Genomic DNA, 16,062 nt, shown 5'->3' on the forward strand with positions numbered 1-16,062 from the left:
CCACCCCCTAAGCGTCCGCTCAGCACTCTGGTAAGAACAGTGCACACAGCAATGAACCAGCGCAGACGATCGGAGCCGGACCCATGGGCGATCACACCGCACCCCTCTTCCCGCAGGAAGTCATCGACGAGTACGCGGCACTCGGCATCGACCTGCCCGCCCTCTTCTCCGCCGGCCACCTCGGCGAACGCATGGGCGTGACCATCGTCGAAGCCGCCGCCGACCGCGTCGTCGGCACCATGCCCGTCGAAGGCAACACCCAGCCCTACGGCCTCCTGCACGGCGGCGCCTCCGCCGTCCTCGCCGAAACCCTCGGCTCCATCGGCTCCATGCTCCACGGCGGCGCGAACAAGATCGCCGTCGGCGTCGACCTCAACTGCACCCACCACCGCTCCGCCCGCAGCGGCCTCGTCACCGGCGTCGCCACCCCCGTACACCGCGGTCGCTCGACGGCCACGTACGAGATCGTCATCACCGACGAACAGGACAAGCGGGTCTGCACCGCCCGCCTCACCTGCCTCCTCCGCGACGCCCCCCGCCCCGACGCCGGCTGACCGCCCGCGCCCCGGAAGCACGCCGCACCACCGCCGCAAGACCGCCTGCCCGGCCGGAATCGCCCCCCGCATTCCGGCCGGGCAGCGCCATATCCCCACCAAACCCAACGACGTTGATCACCACCCTCGGTCAACACCCTTGACGGCGAACGACGTTCCATGAGCCACTCAGCAGCCACATTGGCCTCATCGGACTCGAACGCACCTTCGCCGTTGTAACACTGCGTAACAAGTACGAAATGTGAAAACCAGCCGCCCACCCCGGCCCGAGGCCCCCGGGGCACCCCGGCACGCCCGACGCCACCCCCACCCCGCGTCAGCACCAAGATCAACCCAAGCCCCTTAGCAGAGCTGCGCGTTCTCAGCATGTGGTCATTTCGCACTCCGTGCCAAAGCCACACATCCACACCCGGAAACCTCAAGCCTTGCTCAACGGCATAACAAGAGCGTCACATCCGTCGCCGACCCGTCCCGGACACCCCCAGCTGCGCTTAGAGTCACCGCCAGTCACCGCGCCGCCGGGCACGTCTACAGCACAGCCCCCCGTACGACCCCAGTACGACCCGGCGACCGACACGGCACCTCAAGCAGAGGAGGCCGCGCCAGGGAAAGGACTTTTCGTGCGACACCGTTCTTTGCTCATACTCACCGCCGTGCTCACCACCGGAGCACTCACCCTCACCGCCTGCGGTTCGCGCGACGACAGCAACAACAGCAGCGGCAGCGACGGCGGCACCACCACCGTCGTCATCGGCGTCGACGCCCCGCTCACCGGCGACCTCTCCGCCCTCGGCCTCGGCATCAAGAACGCCGCCGACCTCGCCGCCAAGCAGGCCAACGCCAAGAAGTACGTCGACGGCGTCACCTTCGAGATCCAGGCCCTCGACGACCAGGCCCAGCCCTCGTCCGGCCAGCAGAACGCGAGCAAGTTCGTCGCCAACAAGGACGTCCTCGGCACCGTCGGCCCCCTGAACTCCTCCGTCGGCGAGTCCATGCAGAAGGTCCTCGCCGACGCCAAGCTCGTCCAGGTCTCCCCCGCCAACACCTCGCCCTCCCTCACCCAGGGCCAGAAGTGGAACGAGGGAACCAAGGAGCGCCCCTTCGCCTCCTACTTCCGCACCGCCACCACCGACGCCGTCCAGGGCCCCTTCGCGGCGCAGTACCTCTTCAACGACGCGAAGAAGAAGAAGGTCTTCGTCATCGACGACAAGAAGACCTACGGTGCCGGCCTCGCCGGCACCTTCAAGGCCGAGTTCACCAAGCTCGGCGGCAAGGTCGTCGGCACCGAGCACATCGACCCCGAGACCAAGGACTTCTCCTCGGTCGCCACCAAGGTCAAGAGCGCCGGCGCCGACGTCGTCTACTACGGCGGCGAGTACCCCGCGGCCGGCCCGCTCAGCAAGCAGATCAAGAAGGCCGGCGCCAAGATCCCGCTCGTCGGCGGCGACGGCATCTACAGCGCCGAGTACATCAAGCTCTCCGGCGCCGAAGGCGTCGGCGACCTCGCCACCTCCGTCGGTGCGCCGATCGAGACCCTCCCGTCCGCCAAGGAGTTCGTGGCGAACTACGAGAAGGCCGGCTACAAGGAGCCCTTCGAGGCCTACGGCGGCTACTCCTACGACGCCGCCTGGTCGATCATCGAGGCCGTCAAGGCCGTCGTCGACGCCAACGACGGCAAGCTCCCGGACGACGCCCGCGCCAAGGTCGCCGAGGCCGTCGGCAAGGTCGACTTCGAAGGCGTGACCGGCAAGGTCTCCTTCGACGAGTACGGCGACACCACCAACAAGCAGCTCACCGTCTACGAGTACAAGGACGGCGCCTGGGCCGCGGTCAAGTCCGGCGAACTCACCAGCTGACACCACCCAGCCTGACCTACCACCGGCAGCGCGGGGCGCCGCACACCATGCGCCCCGCGCTGTTCTATACCCGGCGAAAGACACGGAGGACCCGCGGTGAACGAACTGCCGCAACAGCTGGTCAACGGCCTGCTACTCGGATCGATGTACGGGCTCGTCGCCATCGGCTACACGATGGTCTATGGCATTGTCCAGCTCATCAACTTCGCCCACGGCGAGATCTTCATGACCGGCGGCTTCGGGGCCCTCACGGTCTGGCTCATACTCCCCAGCGGCACCAGCGTGCTGCTCGCACTCCCCCTCATGCTCATCGGCGCCATCCTCGTCGCCACCCTCATAGCCGTCGGCGCGGAACGATTCGCCTACCGACCGCTCCGCGGCGGACCACGCCTCGCCCCCCTCATCACCGCCATCGGCCTCTCGCTCGCCCTCCAGCAAGCCGTATGGGCCTGGTACCCGGGCGCCAAGTCCGCCCGCACCTTCCCCGAAATCCCCGGCGGCCCCTTCGAGCTCGGCCCCGTCACCATCCAGACCGGTGACGTCTTCCTGCTCATCGCCGCCCCCCTGTCGATGGCCGTCCTCGGCTACTTCGTCATCAAGACCCGCACCGGCCGCGGCATGCAGGCCACCGCACAGGACCCCGACACCGCCAAGCTCATGGGCATCAACACCGACCGCATCATCGTGGTCGCGTTCGCCCTCGGCGCCACCTTCGCCGCCATCGGAGCCGTCGCCTACGGCCTCAAGTACGGCGAGGTCCAGTTCCGCATGGGCTTCCTGCTCGGCCTCAAGGCCTTCACCGCAGCCGTCCTCGGCGGCATCGGCAACATCTACGGCGCCATGATCGGCGGCCTCACCCTCGGCGTCGCCGAGACCATGGCCGCCGCCTACATCGCCGAAGTCCCCGGCCTCGAACAGCTCGGCGGCCAGTCCTGGGCCAACGCCTGGGCCTTCGTACTCCTCATCCTCGTGCTCCTCTTCCGCCCCCAAGGCATCATGGGCGAGCGCGTCGCGGACAGGGCGTGACCACCATGACCACCACACAGACCACCACCACGGTCACCGCACCCGCACCGACCGCACCCACCACCCGCGGCCCGCTCACCCTCCCGCCGCACATCGCCCGGGCCACCGCCACGGCCGGCGGCGCACTCACCGTCGTCTCCGCCTTCCTCGCCTGGACCTGGACCTCCGCCTTCCCCGGCGACCTCACGGTCTACGGCTACCCCGGTGGCCTCCAGTGGCTCGTCCTCGTCAGCGGCGCCCTCCTCGCCCTCTTCGGCCTCTCCTCCTACGGGATCAAGGGCCTCACCTGGCTCACCCCCCAGGGCGCCGACCCCGCGATCCGGCTCGCCTCCTACGCGGCCCTCGCCACCGCCTGGTTCTCGATCATCGCCATCAGCGCCAGCCTCGGCGGCGTCGTCAACCTCGAACCCGGCGCCTACGTCGCCGCCATCGCCACCCTCATCGGCTGGATCGGCGCCCGCTCCCTGCCCTACGAGCGGCCCGAGAACCACCCGGCCGACCCCGAAGACAGCGGCTACGACCAGTTCAAGCACAACCTGAGCAACCGCTGGACCACCTACAAGAGCGCCTTCGCCACCGACAGCGCCCGGCCCGCGAAGCCGCTCCCCTCGTACCTCGAGATCCTGATCGTCGCGGTCGTCCTGGCCCTCGGACTCGTCGTCTTCACCTACGGCATCAGCACCGAGTACGACGAACTCTTCATCGGCTTCCTCATCACCGCCGGCTTCGGCTTCGCGGCGATCCAGAAAGCCGGCCTCATCCAGCGCGTGACCACCCTCACCGCACGCCACCGCAACGTGACCCTCGTCGGCGCCTTCGTCGCCGCCGCGGCCTTCCCGTTCACCCAGTCCGACGACCAGTACGCGACCATCGGCGTCAACATCCTCATCTTCGCCACCGTCGCCCTCGGCCTCAACATCGTCGTCGGCCTCGCCGGCCTCCTCGACCTCGGATACGTCGCCTTCCTCGGCGTCGGCGCCTACGCCGCCGCCCTGGTATCCGGCTCCCCGACCTCCCCGCTCGGCATCCACCTGCCGTTCTGGCAGGCCATCCTGGTCGGCGCCGCCGCATCCATGGTCTTCGGCGTCCTCATCGGCGCCCCCACCCTGCGACTGCGCGGCGACTACCTCGCCATCGTGACCCTCGGCTTCGGAGAGATCTTCCGCATCGCCGTCCTCAACCTCGACGGCACCTCCGGCCCCGACGTCACCAACGGCTCCAACGGCATCTCCTCGATCCCGAACCTCTCCCTCTTCGGCTTCGACTTCGGCGCCACCCACACCATCGGCGGATTCACCATCGGCCGCTTCGCGAACTACTTCTTCCTGATGCTGCTGGTCACCCTCATCGTGGTGGTGGTCTTCAGGCGAAGCGCCGAATCCCGCATCGGCCGCGCCTGGGTCGCCATCCGCGAGGACGAGACAGCCGCAGAAGCCATGGGCATCAACGGCTTCCGCACCAAGCTCATCGCCTTCGCCCTCGGCGCCACCCTCGCCGGCCTCGCCGGAGCCGTACAGGCACACGTCACCTACACCGTGACCCCCGAGCAGTACCAGTTCGCCCACGCCGTCCCGCCCAACTCGGCCTTCCTCCTCGCAGCGGTCGTCCTCGGCGGCATGGGGACCATCAGCGGCCCCCTCATCGGCGGCGCACTGCTCTTCCTCATCCCGAACAAACTCCAGTTCATGAGCGACTTCCAGCTCCTCGCCTTCGGCCTCGCACTGGTCCTCCTCATGCGCTTCCGCCCCGAAGGCCTCATCGCCAACCGCCGCCAGCAACTCGAATTCCACGAGAAGGACGAAGCGCCCGCCACTCTCACCAAGGCAGGGGCCTGACGATGACCACCGACACCACCACCGCCGAGGCCACAGCCGTGAGCACACCCGGCGAAACCGTCCTCGACGCCCGCGGCGTCACCATGCGATTCGGCGGCCTCACCGCCGTCCGCTCCGTCGACCTCACCGTCAACGCCGGTGAGATCGTCGGCCTCATCGGCCCCAACGGCGCCGGCAAAACCACCTTCTTCAACTGCCTCACCGGCCTCTACACCCCCACCGAGGGCGAGGTCCGCTACAAGGGCGACGTCCTCCCCGCCAAATCCTTCAAGATCACGGCGACCGGCATCGCCCGCACCTTCCAGAACATCCGGCTCTTCTCCAACATGACCGTCCTGGAGAACGTCCTCGTCGGACGCCACACCCGCACCAAGGAAGGCCTCTGGTCCGCCCTCCTCCGCGGCCCCGGCTTCCACCGCGCCGAAGCCGAATCCAAGGCCCGCGCCATGGAACTGCTGGAGTTCATCGGCCTCGACCACAAGGCCGAACACCTCTCCCGCAACCTCCCCTACGGCGAACAGCGCAAGCTGGAGATCGCCCGGGCCCTCGCCAGCGAACCCGGACTCCTCCTCCTCGACGAGCCCACCGCAGGCATGAACCCGCAGGAGACCCGAGCGGCCGAAGAACTCATCTTCGCCATCCGCGACAAGGGCATCGCCATCCTCGTCATCGAGCACGACATGCGGTTCATCTTCAACCTCTGCGACCGCGTCGCCTGCCTCGTCCAGGGCGAGAAACTGGTCGAAGGCACCGCCGCCGAGGTCCAGGGCGACGACCGCGTCGTCGCCGCCTACCTCGGCGAACCCTTCGAAGGCGACCCCGGCGCGGCCGAAGTCGCCGAAGTCGAAGCCGCCGAAGCCGCCGCCGCACCGGAGACCACCACCCCGGGAACCACCACCCCCGAGGCACCGGCCACTCCGGCCACCCCCGGCGAAAGCACCAGCAAGGAGAACGACCGATGACCGCACTTCTCGAAGTCGAGGACCTGCGCGTCGCCTACGGCAAGATCGAGGCCGTCAAAGGAATCTCGTTCAAGGTCGAAGAAGGCGAAGTCGTCACCCTCATCGGCACCAACGGCGCCGGCAAGACCACGACACTGCGCACCCTCTCCGGACTGATCAAGCCCCTCGCCGGCCAGATCAAGTTCAACGGCAAGTCCCTCCGCAAGGTCCCGGCCCATCAGGTCGTCTCCCTGGGACTGGCCCACTCCCCCGAGGGCCGCCACATCTTCCCTCGCATGTCCATCGAGGACAACCTGCGCCTCGGCGCCTTCCTCCGCAAGGACAGCGACGGGATCAACAAGGACATCCAGCGCGCCTACGACCTCTTCCCCATCCTCGGGGAACGCCGGAAGCAGGCCTCCGGAACCCTCTCCGGCGGCGAGCAGCAGATGCTCGCCATGGGCAGGGCCCTGATGTCCCAGCCGAAGCTGCTCATGCTCGACGAGCCCTCCATGGGCCTCTCCCCGATCATGATGCAGAAGATCATGGCGACCATCACCGAACTGCGTGCCCAGGGCACCACCATCCTGCTCGTGGAGCAGAACGCCCAGGCGGCGCTCTCGCTCGCCAACCACGCGCACGTCATGGAGGTCGGCAGCATCGTCCTCTCCGGCACCGGCCAGGACCTGCTGCACGACGACTCGGTCCGCAAGGCGTACCTGGGCGAGGACTGAGGTCCTTTCTCCTCTGTATGAGAAGAGGCCCGTACCCGGTTCTTCCCGGGTGCGGGCCTCTCGCTTGGATACGTACGCGGCTACTCGGCCGCCTTCTTCTTCTCATCGGCGTCCGCGATCAGCGCCTCCGCCAGCTGCTGCATCGACATCCGGCGGTCCATCGACGTCTTCTGGATCCACCGGAACGCGGCCGGCTCGGAGAGCCCGTAATCCGTCTGCAGGATGCTCTTGGCCCGGTCCACCAGCTTCCGGGTCTCCAGCCGCTGGGACAGGTCCGCGATCTCGCTCTCCAGCGCCTTCAGCTCCGCGAACCGGGAGACGGCCATCTCGATGGCCGGCACCACGTCGCTCTTGCTGAACGGCTTCACCAGGTACGCCATCGCCCCGGCGTCCCGGGCCCGCTCGACCAGGTCGCGCTGCGAGAAGGCGGTGAGCATGAGGACGGGCGCGATGGACTCCTCGGCGATCTTCTCGGCGGCGGAGATCCCGTCGAGGACCGGCATCTTCACGTCCAGGATCACGAGGTCCGGCTTGTGCTCCCGGGCCAGCTCGACGGCCTGCTGCCCGTCACCCGCCTCCCCGACGACGGAGTAGCCCTCCTCCTCCAGCATCTCCTTGAGGTCGAGGCGGATGAGGGCCTCGTCCTCGGCGATGACGACGCGGGTCGTCAGCGGCGGGACGTGCGACTTGTCGTCGTCGACGGCGTCTACGGGCTGGGGCGACTCGGGGGTGGTCACGGGGCTCCTTGATTCAGGGCAGGCACTGCTGCGAAGCAGCCTACCTACCTGCTGCTGCCTTCTGTCACCAGGTACACTGCTGATCGGTCACCACGCCGGGTTGGCGCAATTGGTTGACGCGGAGGTCTCAAACACCTCTGTCCGAAAGGACATGTGGGTTCGAATCCCATACCCGGTACCGGCTCGCAGGGCGGATGTTCACTTTCGCGTGAACATCCGCTTTTTGCTGCCCATGTTCGACCCTCTTCACGAAGAGTGGCCGAGTGAACGTACAGAGCGCACAAGTGCGCAGCAAGACCCACACGCCCCCGTGCCACCGGTGCGACGGCACGGCACTCGATGAGCCCACCTATGCCTACCTGCTGGGCCTCTACCTGGGCGACGGCCATATCAGCCAGTACGCAGGACACCGGGCGCCGAGCCTCATGATCACGCTGGACGACGCCTGGCCCGGTATCCAGAACGAGGCGGAGGCCGCGTTACGCAAGGTGTTCCCGGAGAACGCCACGTGCCGGGTCCGCAGGACCGGCTGCCACAACATCAAGGTCTACTCGAAGCACCTCGTCTGTCTCTTCCCCCAGCACGGCCCCGGCCGGAAGCACGAGCGCGACATAGCCCTGGAGCCCTGGCAGCGGGCGATCGTCGACGCACACCCCTGGCAGCTCGTACGGGGGCTCATCCACTCCGACGGCTGTCGCATCACCAACTGGACCACGCGCATGGTCGGCGGCGAACGCAAGCGCTACGAATACCCCCGGTACTGGTTCACCAACGTCTCCGACGACATCCGCCGCCTCTACACCGACACCCTCGACGCGCTCGGCATCGTCTGGACGCACTGCACACGGGCGGGCAAGCCCTACAACATCTCCGTAGCCCGACGGGCATCCGTCGCCCTCATGGATGCGCACGTCGGGCCGAAATACTGAGCCGCCCTACTTCGGGCTGTCGTCCTCGCCCACGTGGTGGACGCGGACCAGGTTCGTGGAGCCCGAGACGCCGGGCGGGGAGCCGGCCGCGATCACCACGATGTCGCCCTTCGCGCAGCGGCCGATGCGCAGCAGTTCCTCGTCGACCTGGGCGACCATCGCGTCCGTGGAGTCGACGTGCGGGCCGAGGAAGGTCTCGACGCCCCAGGTGAGGTTGAGCTGGGCGCGGGTCGCTTCGTCGGGGGTGAAGGCGAGGAGCGGGATGGGTGAGCGGTAGCGGGAGAGGCGCTTGACCGTGTCGCCGCTCTGGGTGAAGGCGACGAGGAACTTGGCGCCGAGGAAGTCGCCCATCTCGGCGGCGGCCCTCGCGACCGCGCCGCCCTGGGTACGGGGTTTGTTGCGTTCGGTGAGGGGCGGGAGGCCCTTGGCGAGGATGTCTTCTTCTGCTGCTTCGACGATGCGGGACATGGTGCGGACGGTCTCGATGGGGTACTTGCCGACGCTGGTCTCGCCGGAGAGCATCACCGCGTCGGTGCCGTCGATGATCGCGTTGGCGACGTCGGAGGCTTCGGCGCGGGTGGGGCGGGAGTTGTCGATCATCGAGTCGAGCATCTGGGTGGCGACGATGACCGGCTTGGCGTTGCGCTTGGCGAGCTTGATGGCGCGCTTCTGGACGATCGGGACCTGTTCGAGGGGCATTTCGACGCCGAGGTCGCCGCGGGCGACCATGATGCCGTCGAAGGCGGCGACGATGTCGTCGATGTTCTCGACGGCCTGGGGTTTTTCGACCTTGGCGATGACGGGGAGGTGGCGGCCTTCTTCGTCCATGATGCGGTGGACGTCGTCGATGTCGCGTCCGGTGCGGACGAAGGAGAGGGCGATGAGGTCGGCGCCGGTGCGCAGGGCCCAGCGGAGGTCGTCGATGTCCTTCTCGGAGAGGGCGGGGACGGAGACGGCGACGCCGGGGAGGTTGAGGCCTTTGTTGTCGGAGACCATGCCGCCTTCGATGACGGTGGTGTGGACGCGGGGGCCGTCGATGCCGGTGACTTCGAGGGTGACGCGGCCGTCGTCGACGAGGATGCGTTCGCCGGTGGTGACGTCGGCGGCGAGGCCGTCGTAGGTGGTGCCGCAGATGTCGCCGTTGCCTTCGTTTTCGAGGGGTTCGACGGTGATGGTGAAGGTGTCGCCGCGTTCAAGGAGTACGGGGCCTTCGCGGAAGCGTCCGAGGCGGATCTTCGGGCCTTGAAGGTCGGCGAGGATGCCGACGCTGCGGCCGGTCTCTTCGGCGGCTTTGCGTACGTGGTGGTATCGCTGCTCGTGTTCGGCGTAGGAGCCGTGGCTGAGGTTGAAGCGGGCGATGTCCATTCCCGCTTCGACCAAGGCCTTGATCTGGTCGTATGTGTCGGTTGCGGGTCCCAGGGTACAAACGATTTTTGCTCGGCGCATGGTTCGAGCCTAAACCTTACCTACGGGTAGGTATTTGGCTTGGCATGACACCTCAACAACCTTTGGGTGAAGGGTTATTGACAAGTGTTGAATTGTGCGGCGGTCCGCTCTGATGAGCGTTTATCCGAGGTTCGGCGGGATGAGGGTGAAGGACGCTTCGACTTGGGCGTCGATGGTCTGGCGTACGGGTTCGAGGTCGAGGGGTGGGGCGTCGGCGGCCTCCGCTCCGCCTGCCGCTGCCGCGTAGGGCATGGATTCGGCGAAGGCGGCGCGGCCGAGGGGGGTGTGGTGGGTGCCGGTGTCGTTGAGTTCGAGGAGGGCGCCGAGGCGGGTGTCGAGGGCTTCGGCGTATTCGCGGGCGCGTTGGAGGGTTTCGCGAACGGCTTGGCGGCGTGCGGTGGCGTGGTGGGGTGAGGTGGGGCGGAGGGACCACCAGGGGCCGTCGATGCGGGTGAGTTCCTGGTCGGCGAGGCGGGTGATGAGTTCGCCGAGGGAGGCGAAGTCGTTGATGGTGAGAGTGAGTTGGATGTGGCCGTGGTAGGCGCGGATGCGTTCGGCGCGGCCGTGGCGGGTGAGTTCGGGGTTGATGGTGAGGGTGCCGGTTTCGAGTTTTTCGATGGTGTCGCCGTAGCTCTTGATGAGGTCGAGGGTGGCGGTGTTGCGGCGGGTGAGGTCGTCGAGAGTGGTGCGGCGGTCGGTACCTCGGGCGGTGGTGGTGAGGGTGATGTGGGCGAGTTCGGGGTCGACTTCGAGGTGGGCTTCGCCTCGGACGGTGACGTGGGGGGTGTCGGGGGTGCCGTAGGGGTGGTGGGCGGGTGCGGGCGTGGGGGTGGGAGTTTCGGTCATGCGTTCACTGTGGCATGGCGGGCGGGGGTGGTTGTGGAGGAGGTGTGTGGGGTGGTCATCGGATCCTCATCTGCCGGGGGTGTCGCGTGCAACGGGGGCGGGTCAGAATCTACGCGCGTTGCCCTACTGAACGAGGAGTGAGAAGCATGGCGTTGGAGCGGTGGGACCGTAGGACGTTTCTGGGCCGTTCGGCCGCTGTCGGTGCGGGTGCCGCCGGTGTGGTGGTGGCGGGTGGTGAGGCTCGGGCGCAGGGCCGGGAGCGTGGTGGCGGTCATGGGCGGCCGGGCCGGCGGTACTCCTTCACCGTCATGGGCACGACCGATCTGCACGGGAACGTCTTCAACTGGGACTACTTCACCGACAGGGAGTACGACGACGCGGCCCGCAACGACATCGGTCTGGCGAAGATCTCGACGCTGGTGGATCAGGTGCGCCGGGAGAAGGGGCGCCGGAACACGTTGCTGATCGACGCGGGTGACACGATCCAGGGCACGCAGTTGTCGTACTACTACGCGAAGGTCGATCCGATCACCGCGCGGCGTGGTCCGGTGCATCCGATGGCGAAGGCGATGAACGCGATCGGCTATGACGCGGCAGCGCTGGGGAATCACGAGTTCAACTACGGGATTCCGGTGCTGCGGAAGTTCGAGGAGCAGTGTGATTTTCCGCTGCTGGGGGCGAACGCGCTGGATGCGAGGACGTTGCGGCCGGCGTTCGCGCCGTATGTCATCAAGCGGTTGCGGACGCCGTTCGGGCGTGATGTGCGGGTGGCGGTGCTCGGGTTGACGAATCCGGGGATCGCGATCTGGGACAAGGTGAATGTGGGTGGGAAGATGGTGTTCCCGGGGTTGGAGGAGCAGGCGGCGAAGTGGGTGCCGAGGCTGCGGTCGATGGGTGCTGATGTGGTGATCGTGTCGGCGCATTCGGGTTCGTCGGGGACGTCGTCGTACGGGGATCAGTTGCCGTACGTCGAGAATGCGGCGGGTCTGGTGGCGGAGCAGGTGCCGGGGATCGACGCGATTCTGGTGGGGCACGCGCATGTGGAGATCGCCGAGCATTTTGTGGTGAACAAGGAGACCGGAAAGCGTGTGGTGCTCTCGGAGCCGGCGAAGTGGGGGCAGCGGCTGACGGTTTTCGATTTCGATCTGGTGTGGGAGAAGGGGTGCTGGACGGTCGAGAAGGCCGGTTCGCAGGTGCTGAACTCGAATGCGGTGGCCGAGGACCGGAAGGTGGTCTCGCTGTTGCGGGGCGAGCACCGGAAGGTGGTGGCGTACGTCAATCAGGTGATCGGTACGTCGGTGGTGGCGATGTCGACGGCGGACGCGCCGTGGAAGGACGAGCCGATCATCGATCTGATCAACCAGGTGCAGACGGAGACGGTGGCGGCGGCGCTGGCGGGTGGGGAGTACGCGGAGCTGCCGGTGTTGTCGCAGGCGTCGTGCTTCTCGCGTACGGCGGGGATTCCGGCGGGTGAGGTGACGATCCGGGATGCGGCGGGGCTGTATCCGTTCGAGAACACGTTGGAGGCGCGGCTGCTGACGGGTGCGCAGTTGAAGGAGTATCTGGAGTATTCGGCGCGGTATTACGTGCGGACGCCGGTGGGTGGTCCGGTGGATACGGCGAAGCTGACGAATGCGGACGGGATTCCGGATTACAACTACGACGCGGTGTCGGGGGTGACGTACGACATCGATATCGCGCAGCCGGTGGGGTCGCGGATCGTGGGGCTTTCGTTCGAGGGGAAGCCGGTGGATCCGGCGGCGCGGTTCGTGTTCGCGGTGAACAACTACCGGGCGAGCGGTGGGGGCAATTTCCCGCATGTTCCGGGGGCGAAGCAGCTGTGGGCGAATTCGGACGAGATCCGGAACACGATCATCGGGTGGGTGCAGGCGAAGGGGTCGGTGGATCCGGCGGCGTTCGCTTCGGTGGGGTGGCGGCTGACGCGTGAGGGGACGCCGGTGTTCCCGTAGCTCTGTGCGCTGTGCTGTTCGTTCGGCCCGGGTTCCTTCGGTGGGGTCCCGGGCCGTTTCGCGTCGCGGTGGTCAGACGGACTGGCTGAGGGGAATGAGGGCGGGGGTCTGGGCGGGGACGCGGGGGTGGCCGGTGGTGAGGCCGAAGGTGGTGAAGGCGGTGCGTTCGGGGAGGGGGTAGGGGGTGGTGCCGGTGAGGTTGTTGAGGATGGTGGCGCTGCGCCAGGCGGCGAGGCCGAGGTCGGGGGCGCCGACGCCGTGGGTGTGGCGTTCGGCGTTCTGTACGTAGACGTGTCCGGTGACCGCGCGGTCGAGGATCAGGCGGTACTGGTCGTCGATGCGGGGGCGGTGGGAGGCGTCGCGGCGGAGGTAGGGGTCGAGGCCGCCGAGGAGGGCGTCGAGGGGGCGTTCGCGGTAGCCGGTGGCGAGGATGACGGCGTCGGTGGTGAGGCGGGAGCGGGTGCCTTGCTGGGTGTGTTCGAGGTGGAGTTCGACGCGGGTGTTGGCGAGGCGTCCGGCGGTGCGGACGTGGACGCCGGGGGTGAGGGTGGCGTCGGGCCAGCCGCCGTGGAGGGTGCGGCGGTAGAGCTCGTCGTGGATGGCGGCGATGGTGTCGGCGTCGATGCCTTTGTGGAGCTGCCATTGGCGGGGGACGAGTTCGTCGCGGGCGGTTTCGGGCAGCGCGTGGAAGTAGCGGCTGTAGTCGGGGGTGAAGTGCTCCAGGCCGAGCTTGGAGTATTCCATGGGGGCGAAGGCCTGGGTGCGGGCGAGCCAGTGGATCTTTTCGGCGCCTTCGGGGCGGGCGCGCAGGAGGTCGAGGAAGACTTCGGCGCCGGACTGGCCGGATCCGATGACGGTGATGTGGTCGGCGGCGAGGAGTTGTTCGCGGTGGCGGAGGTAGTCGGCGGAGTGGAGTACGGGGACGGATTCGGCTTCGGCGAGGGGGCGGAGGGGTTCGGGGACGAAGGGTTCGGTGCCGATGCCGAGGGCGATGTGGCGGGCGTAGGCGCGGCCGAGGGCTTCGGCTTCGCCGTCGGGGTCGAGTTGGGTGAAGTCGACTTCGAAGAGGGCGCGTTCGGCGTTCCAGCGGACGGCGTCGACCTGGTGGCCGAAGTGGAGTCCGGGGAGTTGTTCGCTGACCCAGCGGCAGTAGGCGTCGTATTCGGCTCGTTGGATGTGGAAGCGCTCGGCGAAGTAGAAGGGGAAGAGGCGGTCGCGGGTGCGGAGGTAGTTGAGGAAGCTCCAGGGGCTGGAGGGGTCGGCGAGGGTGACGAGGTCGGCGAGGAAGGGGACTTGGAGGCTGGCGCCGTCGAGGAGGAGGCCGGGGTGCCAGTGGAAGGCGGGGCGTTGTTCGTAGAAGGTCGCGGCGAGGGGGCGGGGGTCGTCGTCGGGGGTCGCGGGGATGTTGTGGGCGAGGGCGGCGAGGGAGAGGTTGAAGGGGCCGATTCCGATGCCGACGAGGTCGTGGGGCCGGTCGGGGGCGGGGGCGGGCCGGTCGGTCATCGCGGGGTGTCGCCTTCTGTGCGGGGGGTGGGGTGGGGGGTGGTGGCGGTGGTGACTGCCAGGTCGGTGGTGGTGGCGGTGATCAGGTCGATGAGGGCCTGGAGGTCCTGGGGGGTGGTGTGGGGGTTGAGGAGGGTGGCCTTGAGCCAGAGGCGGCCGGCGGCGTGGGCACGGCCGAGGACGGCGTGGCCGCGGTTGAGGAGGGTGCGGCGGAGGGTGGCGACGGTGTGGTCGTCGGCGTCGGTGGGGCGGAAGAGGACGGTGGAGATGGTGGGGCGCTGGTAGAGGTCGAGGGTGGGGGTTTGGGTGATGAGGTCGGCGAGGTGGCGGGCGGTGGCGAGGGTGCGGTCGATGAGGTCGGCGAGGCCGGTGCGGCCGAGGGCCTGGAGGGTGACGGCGATCTTGAGGGCGTCGGGGCGGCGGGTGGTGCGCAGGGAGCGGCCGAGGAGGTCGGGGAGGCCGGCTTCGGTGTCGTCGTCGGCGTTGAGGTAGGGGGCGTGGTGGTGGAGGGGGGCGAGGTGGTGGCGCTCGGGGACGGCGAAGAGGCCTGCGGATGCGGGTTGCCAGCCGAGTTTGTGCAGGTCGAGGGTGACGCTGTGGGCGCGGTGGAGGCCGTGGAGGAGGGTGCGGTGGGTAGGGCTGAAGAGGAGGGGTCCGCCGTAGGCGGCGTCGATGTGGAGTTCGGCGCCGTGGGTGGTGCAGAGGTCGGCGATGGTGTCGAGGGGGTCGATGGCGCCGGTGTCGGTGGTGCCGGCGGTGGCGACGACGAGGAGGGGCCGGTCGAGGCGGGTGAGGGCGTCGTCGAGGGCGGCGGGGTCCATCGTGCCGTCGGGGGCGGGGACGGCGACGGGTTCGGGGAGGCCGAGGAGCCAGGCGGCGCGGGCGACGCTGTGGTGGGTGTTGGTGGCGCAGACGGTCTGGACGGGGCCGTGGCGTTCGCGGGCGAGGAGGAGGGCGAGTTGGTTGGCTTCGGTGCCGCCGGTGGTGATGACGGCGTCGGGTGAGGGGGTGTGGGGGTAGATCTCGGTGGCGAGTGCGGTGGTGAGGTCGGCTTCGAGGGTGGCGGCGGCGGGGGCCTGGTCCCAGGAGTCCATGGAGGGGTTGAGGGCGCTGGCGGCGAGGTCGGCTGCGGCGGCGAGCGCGAGGGGTGGGGTGTGGAGGTGGGCGGTGCAGTGGGGGTGGGCGGGGTCGGCGGCGCCTTCGGTGAGGGCGGTGACGAGGGCGCGGAGGGCGTGGTGGGCGCCGGTGCCGTGGTCGGGGATGAGGGGGTGGGTGGCGGTGCGGGTGCGGGGGGTGACGGTGTCGGGTCCGCCTGCGGGGAGGGGGCCGTCCCGGAGGGCCGCGCCGTCGTGGAGTGCGGTGAGCACGGTGTCGATGAGGGGGCGCAGTGCGGCGGGCCCTGCGGTGCCTCCGGCGAGGGGTGGGGTGGGCATGGGTGGGGTCGTCCTTCGGGAGGGCGGGGGTGGACATGCCAGCTTGTCCCGGGTTTCGGGCGGGGCGGCCGAAGAGGTCAACGATCTGAACTCGAAAGGGGTACTGGTGGCCGGTGTGGGCCCTTTGCCGGGGGTTCAGGTGGTATAGATGTGCGGTTTCGGGACGGGCGTACGGGGGTGCCTTGCGGGGTGCGCCTCGCGGGGTGGCGTCGGTGAGGGGCGGTTCCGGTGGGGACGGTTCCGGTGGGGGCG

Annotated in this window: 13 protein-coding genes and 1 tRNA gene; 9 read left to right on the top strand and 5 right to left on the bottom strand. The window is 68.4% G+C overall.

The features are described 5' to 3' along the window. Positions 1 to 83 precede the first annotated feature (83 nt). From ACIRR8_RS28240 to ACIRR8_RS28265, 6 genes are all read left to right on the top strand, one after another. Positions 84 to 554: a PaaI family thioesterase gene (locus tag ACIRR8_RS28240; protein ID WP_404070053.1), complete on the top strand. Its 471-nt coding sequence runs from the start codon at positions 84 to 86 to the stop codon at positions 552 to 554. Positions 555 to 1,174: 620 nt separating this feature from the next. After that, a complete protein-coding gene (locus ACIRR8_RS28245; protein ID WP_404070055.1) occupies positions 1,175 to 2,410 on the top strand; it encodes a branched-chain amino acid ABC transporter substrate-binding protein in 1,236 nt (411 codons plus the stop codon). A 96-nt stretch (positions 2,411 to 2,506) separates the two neighbouring features. Next, complete coding sequence (locus ACIRR8_RS28250; protein ID WP_030567936.1) at positions 2,507 to 3,436, top strand: branched-chain amino acid ABC transporter permease; 930 nt, start codon at positions 2,507 to 2,509, stop codon at positions 3,434 to 3,436. Then, positions 3,433 to 5,271, top strand: a complete 1,839-nt coding sequence (locus ACIRR8_RS28255; protein WP_404070057.1) for a branched-chain amino acid ABC transporter permease — start codon at positions 3,433 to 3,435, stop codon at positions 5,269 to 5,271. The genes ACIRR8_RS28250 and ACIRR8_RS28255 overlap by 4 nt, the downstream gene beginning before the upstream one ends. 2 nt (positions 5,272 to 5,273) lie before the next feature. Beyond that, on the top strand, positions 5,274 to 6,233 hold the full coding sequence (locus tag ACIRR8_RS28260; protein ID WP_161268475.1) for an ABC transporter ATP-binding protein: 960 nt from the start codon (positions 5,274 to 5,276) through the stop codon (positions 6,231 to 6,233). Continuing rightward, the gene (locus ACIRR8_RS28265; RefSeq protein WP_237325321.1) at positions 6,230 to 6,946 is read left to right on the top strand and encodes an ABC transporter ATP-binding protein; all 717 of its coding nucleotides are present in this window, start codon (positions 6,230 to 6,232) and stop codon (positions 6,944 to 6,946) included. Before ACIRR8_RS28260 ends, ACIRR8_RS28265 begins: the two co-directional genes overlap by 4 nt. Before the next feature lie 80 nt (positions 6,947 to 7,026). Here the strand turns inward: ACIRR8_RS28265 and ACIRR8_RS28270 are convergent, their stop codons facing one another. Beyond that, entirely contained in the window at positions 7,027 to 7,683 is a 657-nt protein-coding gene (locus tag ACIRR8_RS28270) for an ANTAR domain-containing response regulator (RefSeq protein WP_404070060.1), read from the bottom strand. Positions 7,684 to 7,777: 94 nt separating this feature from the next. Here ACIRR8_RS28270 and ACIRR8_RS28275 point away from each other — a divergent pair. After that, positions 7,778 to 7,861 (top strand) — tRNA-Leu (locus ACIRR8_RS28275). A 106-nt stretch (positions 7,862 to 7,967) separates the two neighbouring features. Further along, positions 7,968 to 8,612 (top strand): helix-turn-helix domain-containing protein, encoded by a 645-nt coding sequence (locus ACIRR8_RS28280; protein ID WP_404070062.1) that lies wholly within the window; start codon positions 7,968 to 7,970, stop codon positions 8,610 to 8,612. A 6-nt stretch (positions 8,613 to 8,618) separates the two neighbouring features. Here the strand turns inward: ACIRR8_RS28280 and pyk are convergent, their stop codons facing one another. Both pyk and ACIRR8_RS28290 read right to left on the bottom strand, forming a co-directional pair. Next, positions 8,619 to 10,058 (bottom strand): pyruvate kinase, encoded by a 1,440-nt coding sequence (gene pyk / locus ACIRR8_RS28285; RefSeq protein ID WP_404070064.1) that lies wholly within the window; start codon positions 10,056 to 10,058, stop codon positions 8,619 to 8,621. A gap of 120 nt (positions 10,059 to 10,178) precedes the next feature. Beyond that, entirely contained in the window at positions 10,179 to 10,904 is a 726-nt protein-coding gene (locus ACIRR8_RS28290; RefSeq protein WP_404070066.1) for an SIMPL domain-containing protein, read from the bottom strand. Positions 10,905 to 11,050: 146 nt separating this feature from the next. Between ACIRR8_RS28290 and ACIRR8_RS28295 the strand changes: the two genes are divergently transcribed. Next, positions 11,051 to 12,874, top strand: a complete 1,824-nt coding sequence (locus ACIRR8_RS28295; protein WP_404070068.1) for a bifunctional metallophosphatase/5'-nucleotidase — start codon at positions 11,051 to 11,053, stop codon at positions 12,872 to 12,874. A 72-nt stretch (positions 12,875 to 12,946) separates the two neighbouring features. On the opposite strand, the gene ACIRR8_RS28300 is transcribed toward ACIRR8_RS28295, so the two are convergent. Together ACIRR8_RS28300 and ACIRR8_RS28305 are read right to left on the bottom strand one after the other, a co-directional pair. Further along, complete coding sequence (locus tag ACIRR8_RS28300; protein ID WP_404070070.1) at positions 12,947 to 14,377, bottom strand: lysine N(6)-hydroxylase/L-ornithine N(5)-oxygenase family protein; 1,431 nt, start codon at positions 14,375 to 14,377, stop codon at positions 12,947 to 12,949. Next, complete coding sequence (locus ACIRR8_RS28305) at positions 14,374 to 15,810, bottom strand: pyridoxal phosphate-dependent decarboxylase family protein (protein ID WP_404070072.1); 1,437 nt, start codon at positions 15,808 to 15,810, stop codon at positions 14,374 to 14,376. Before ACIRR8_RS28305 ends, ACIRR8_RS28300 begins: the two co-directional genes overlap by 4 nt. Positions 15,811 to 16,062: the final 252 nt, after the last annotated feature.

The sequence above is a fragment of the Streptomyces sp. NPDC101178 genome (assembly GCF_044767965.1).
In the GTDB taxonomy this organism is placed as follows: Bacteria; Actinomycetota; Actinomycetes; order Streptomycetales; family Streptomycetaceae; genus Streptomyces.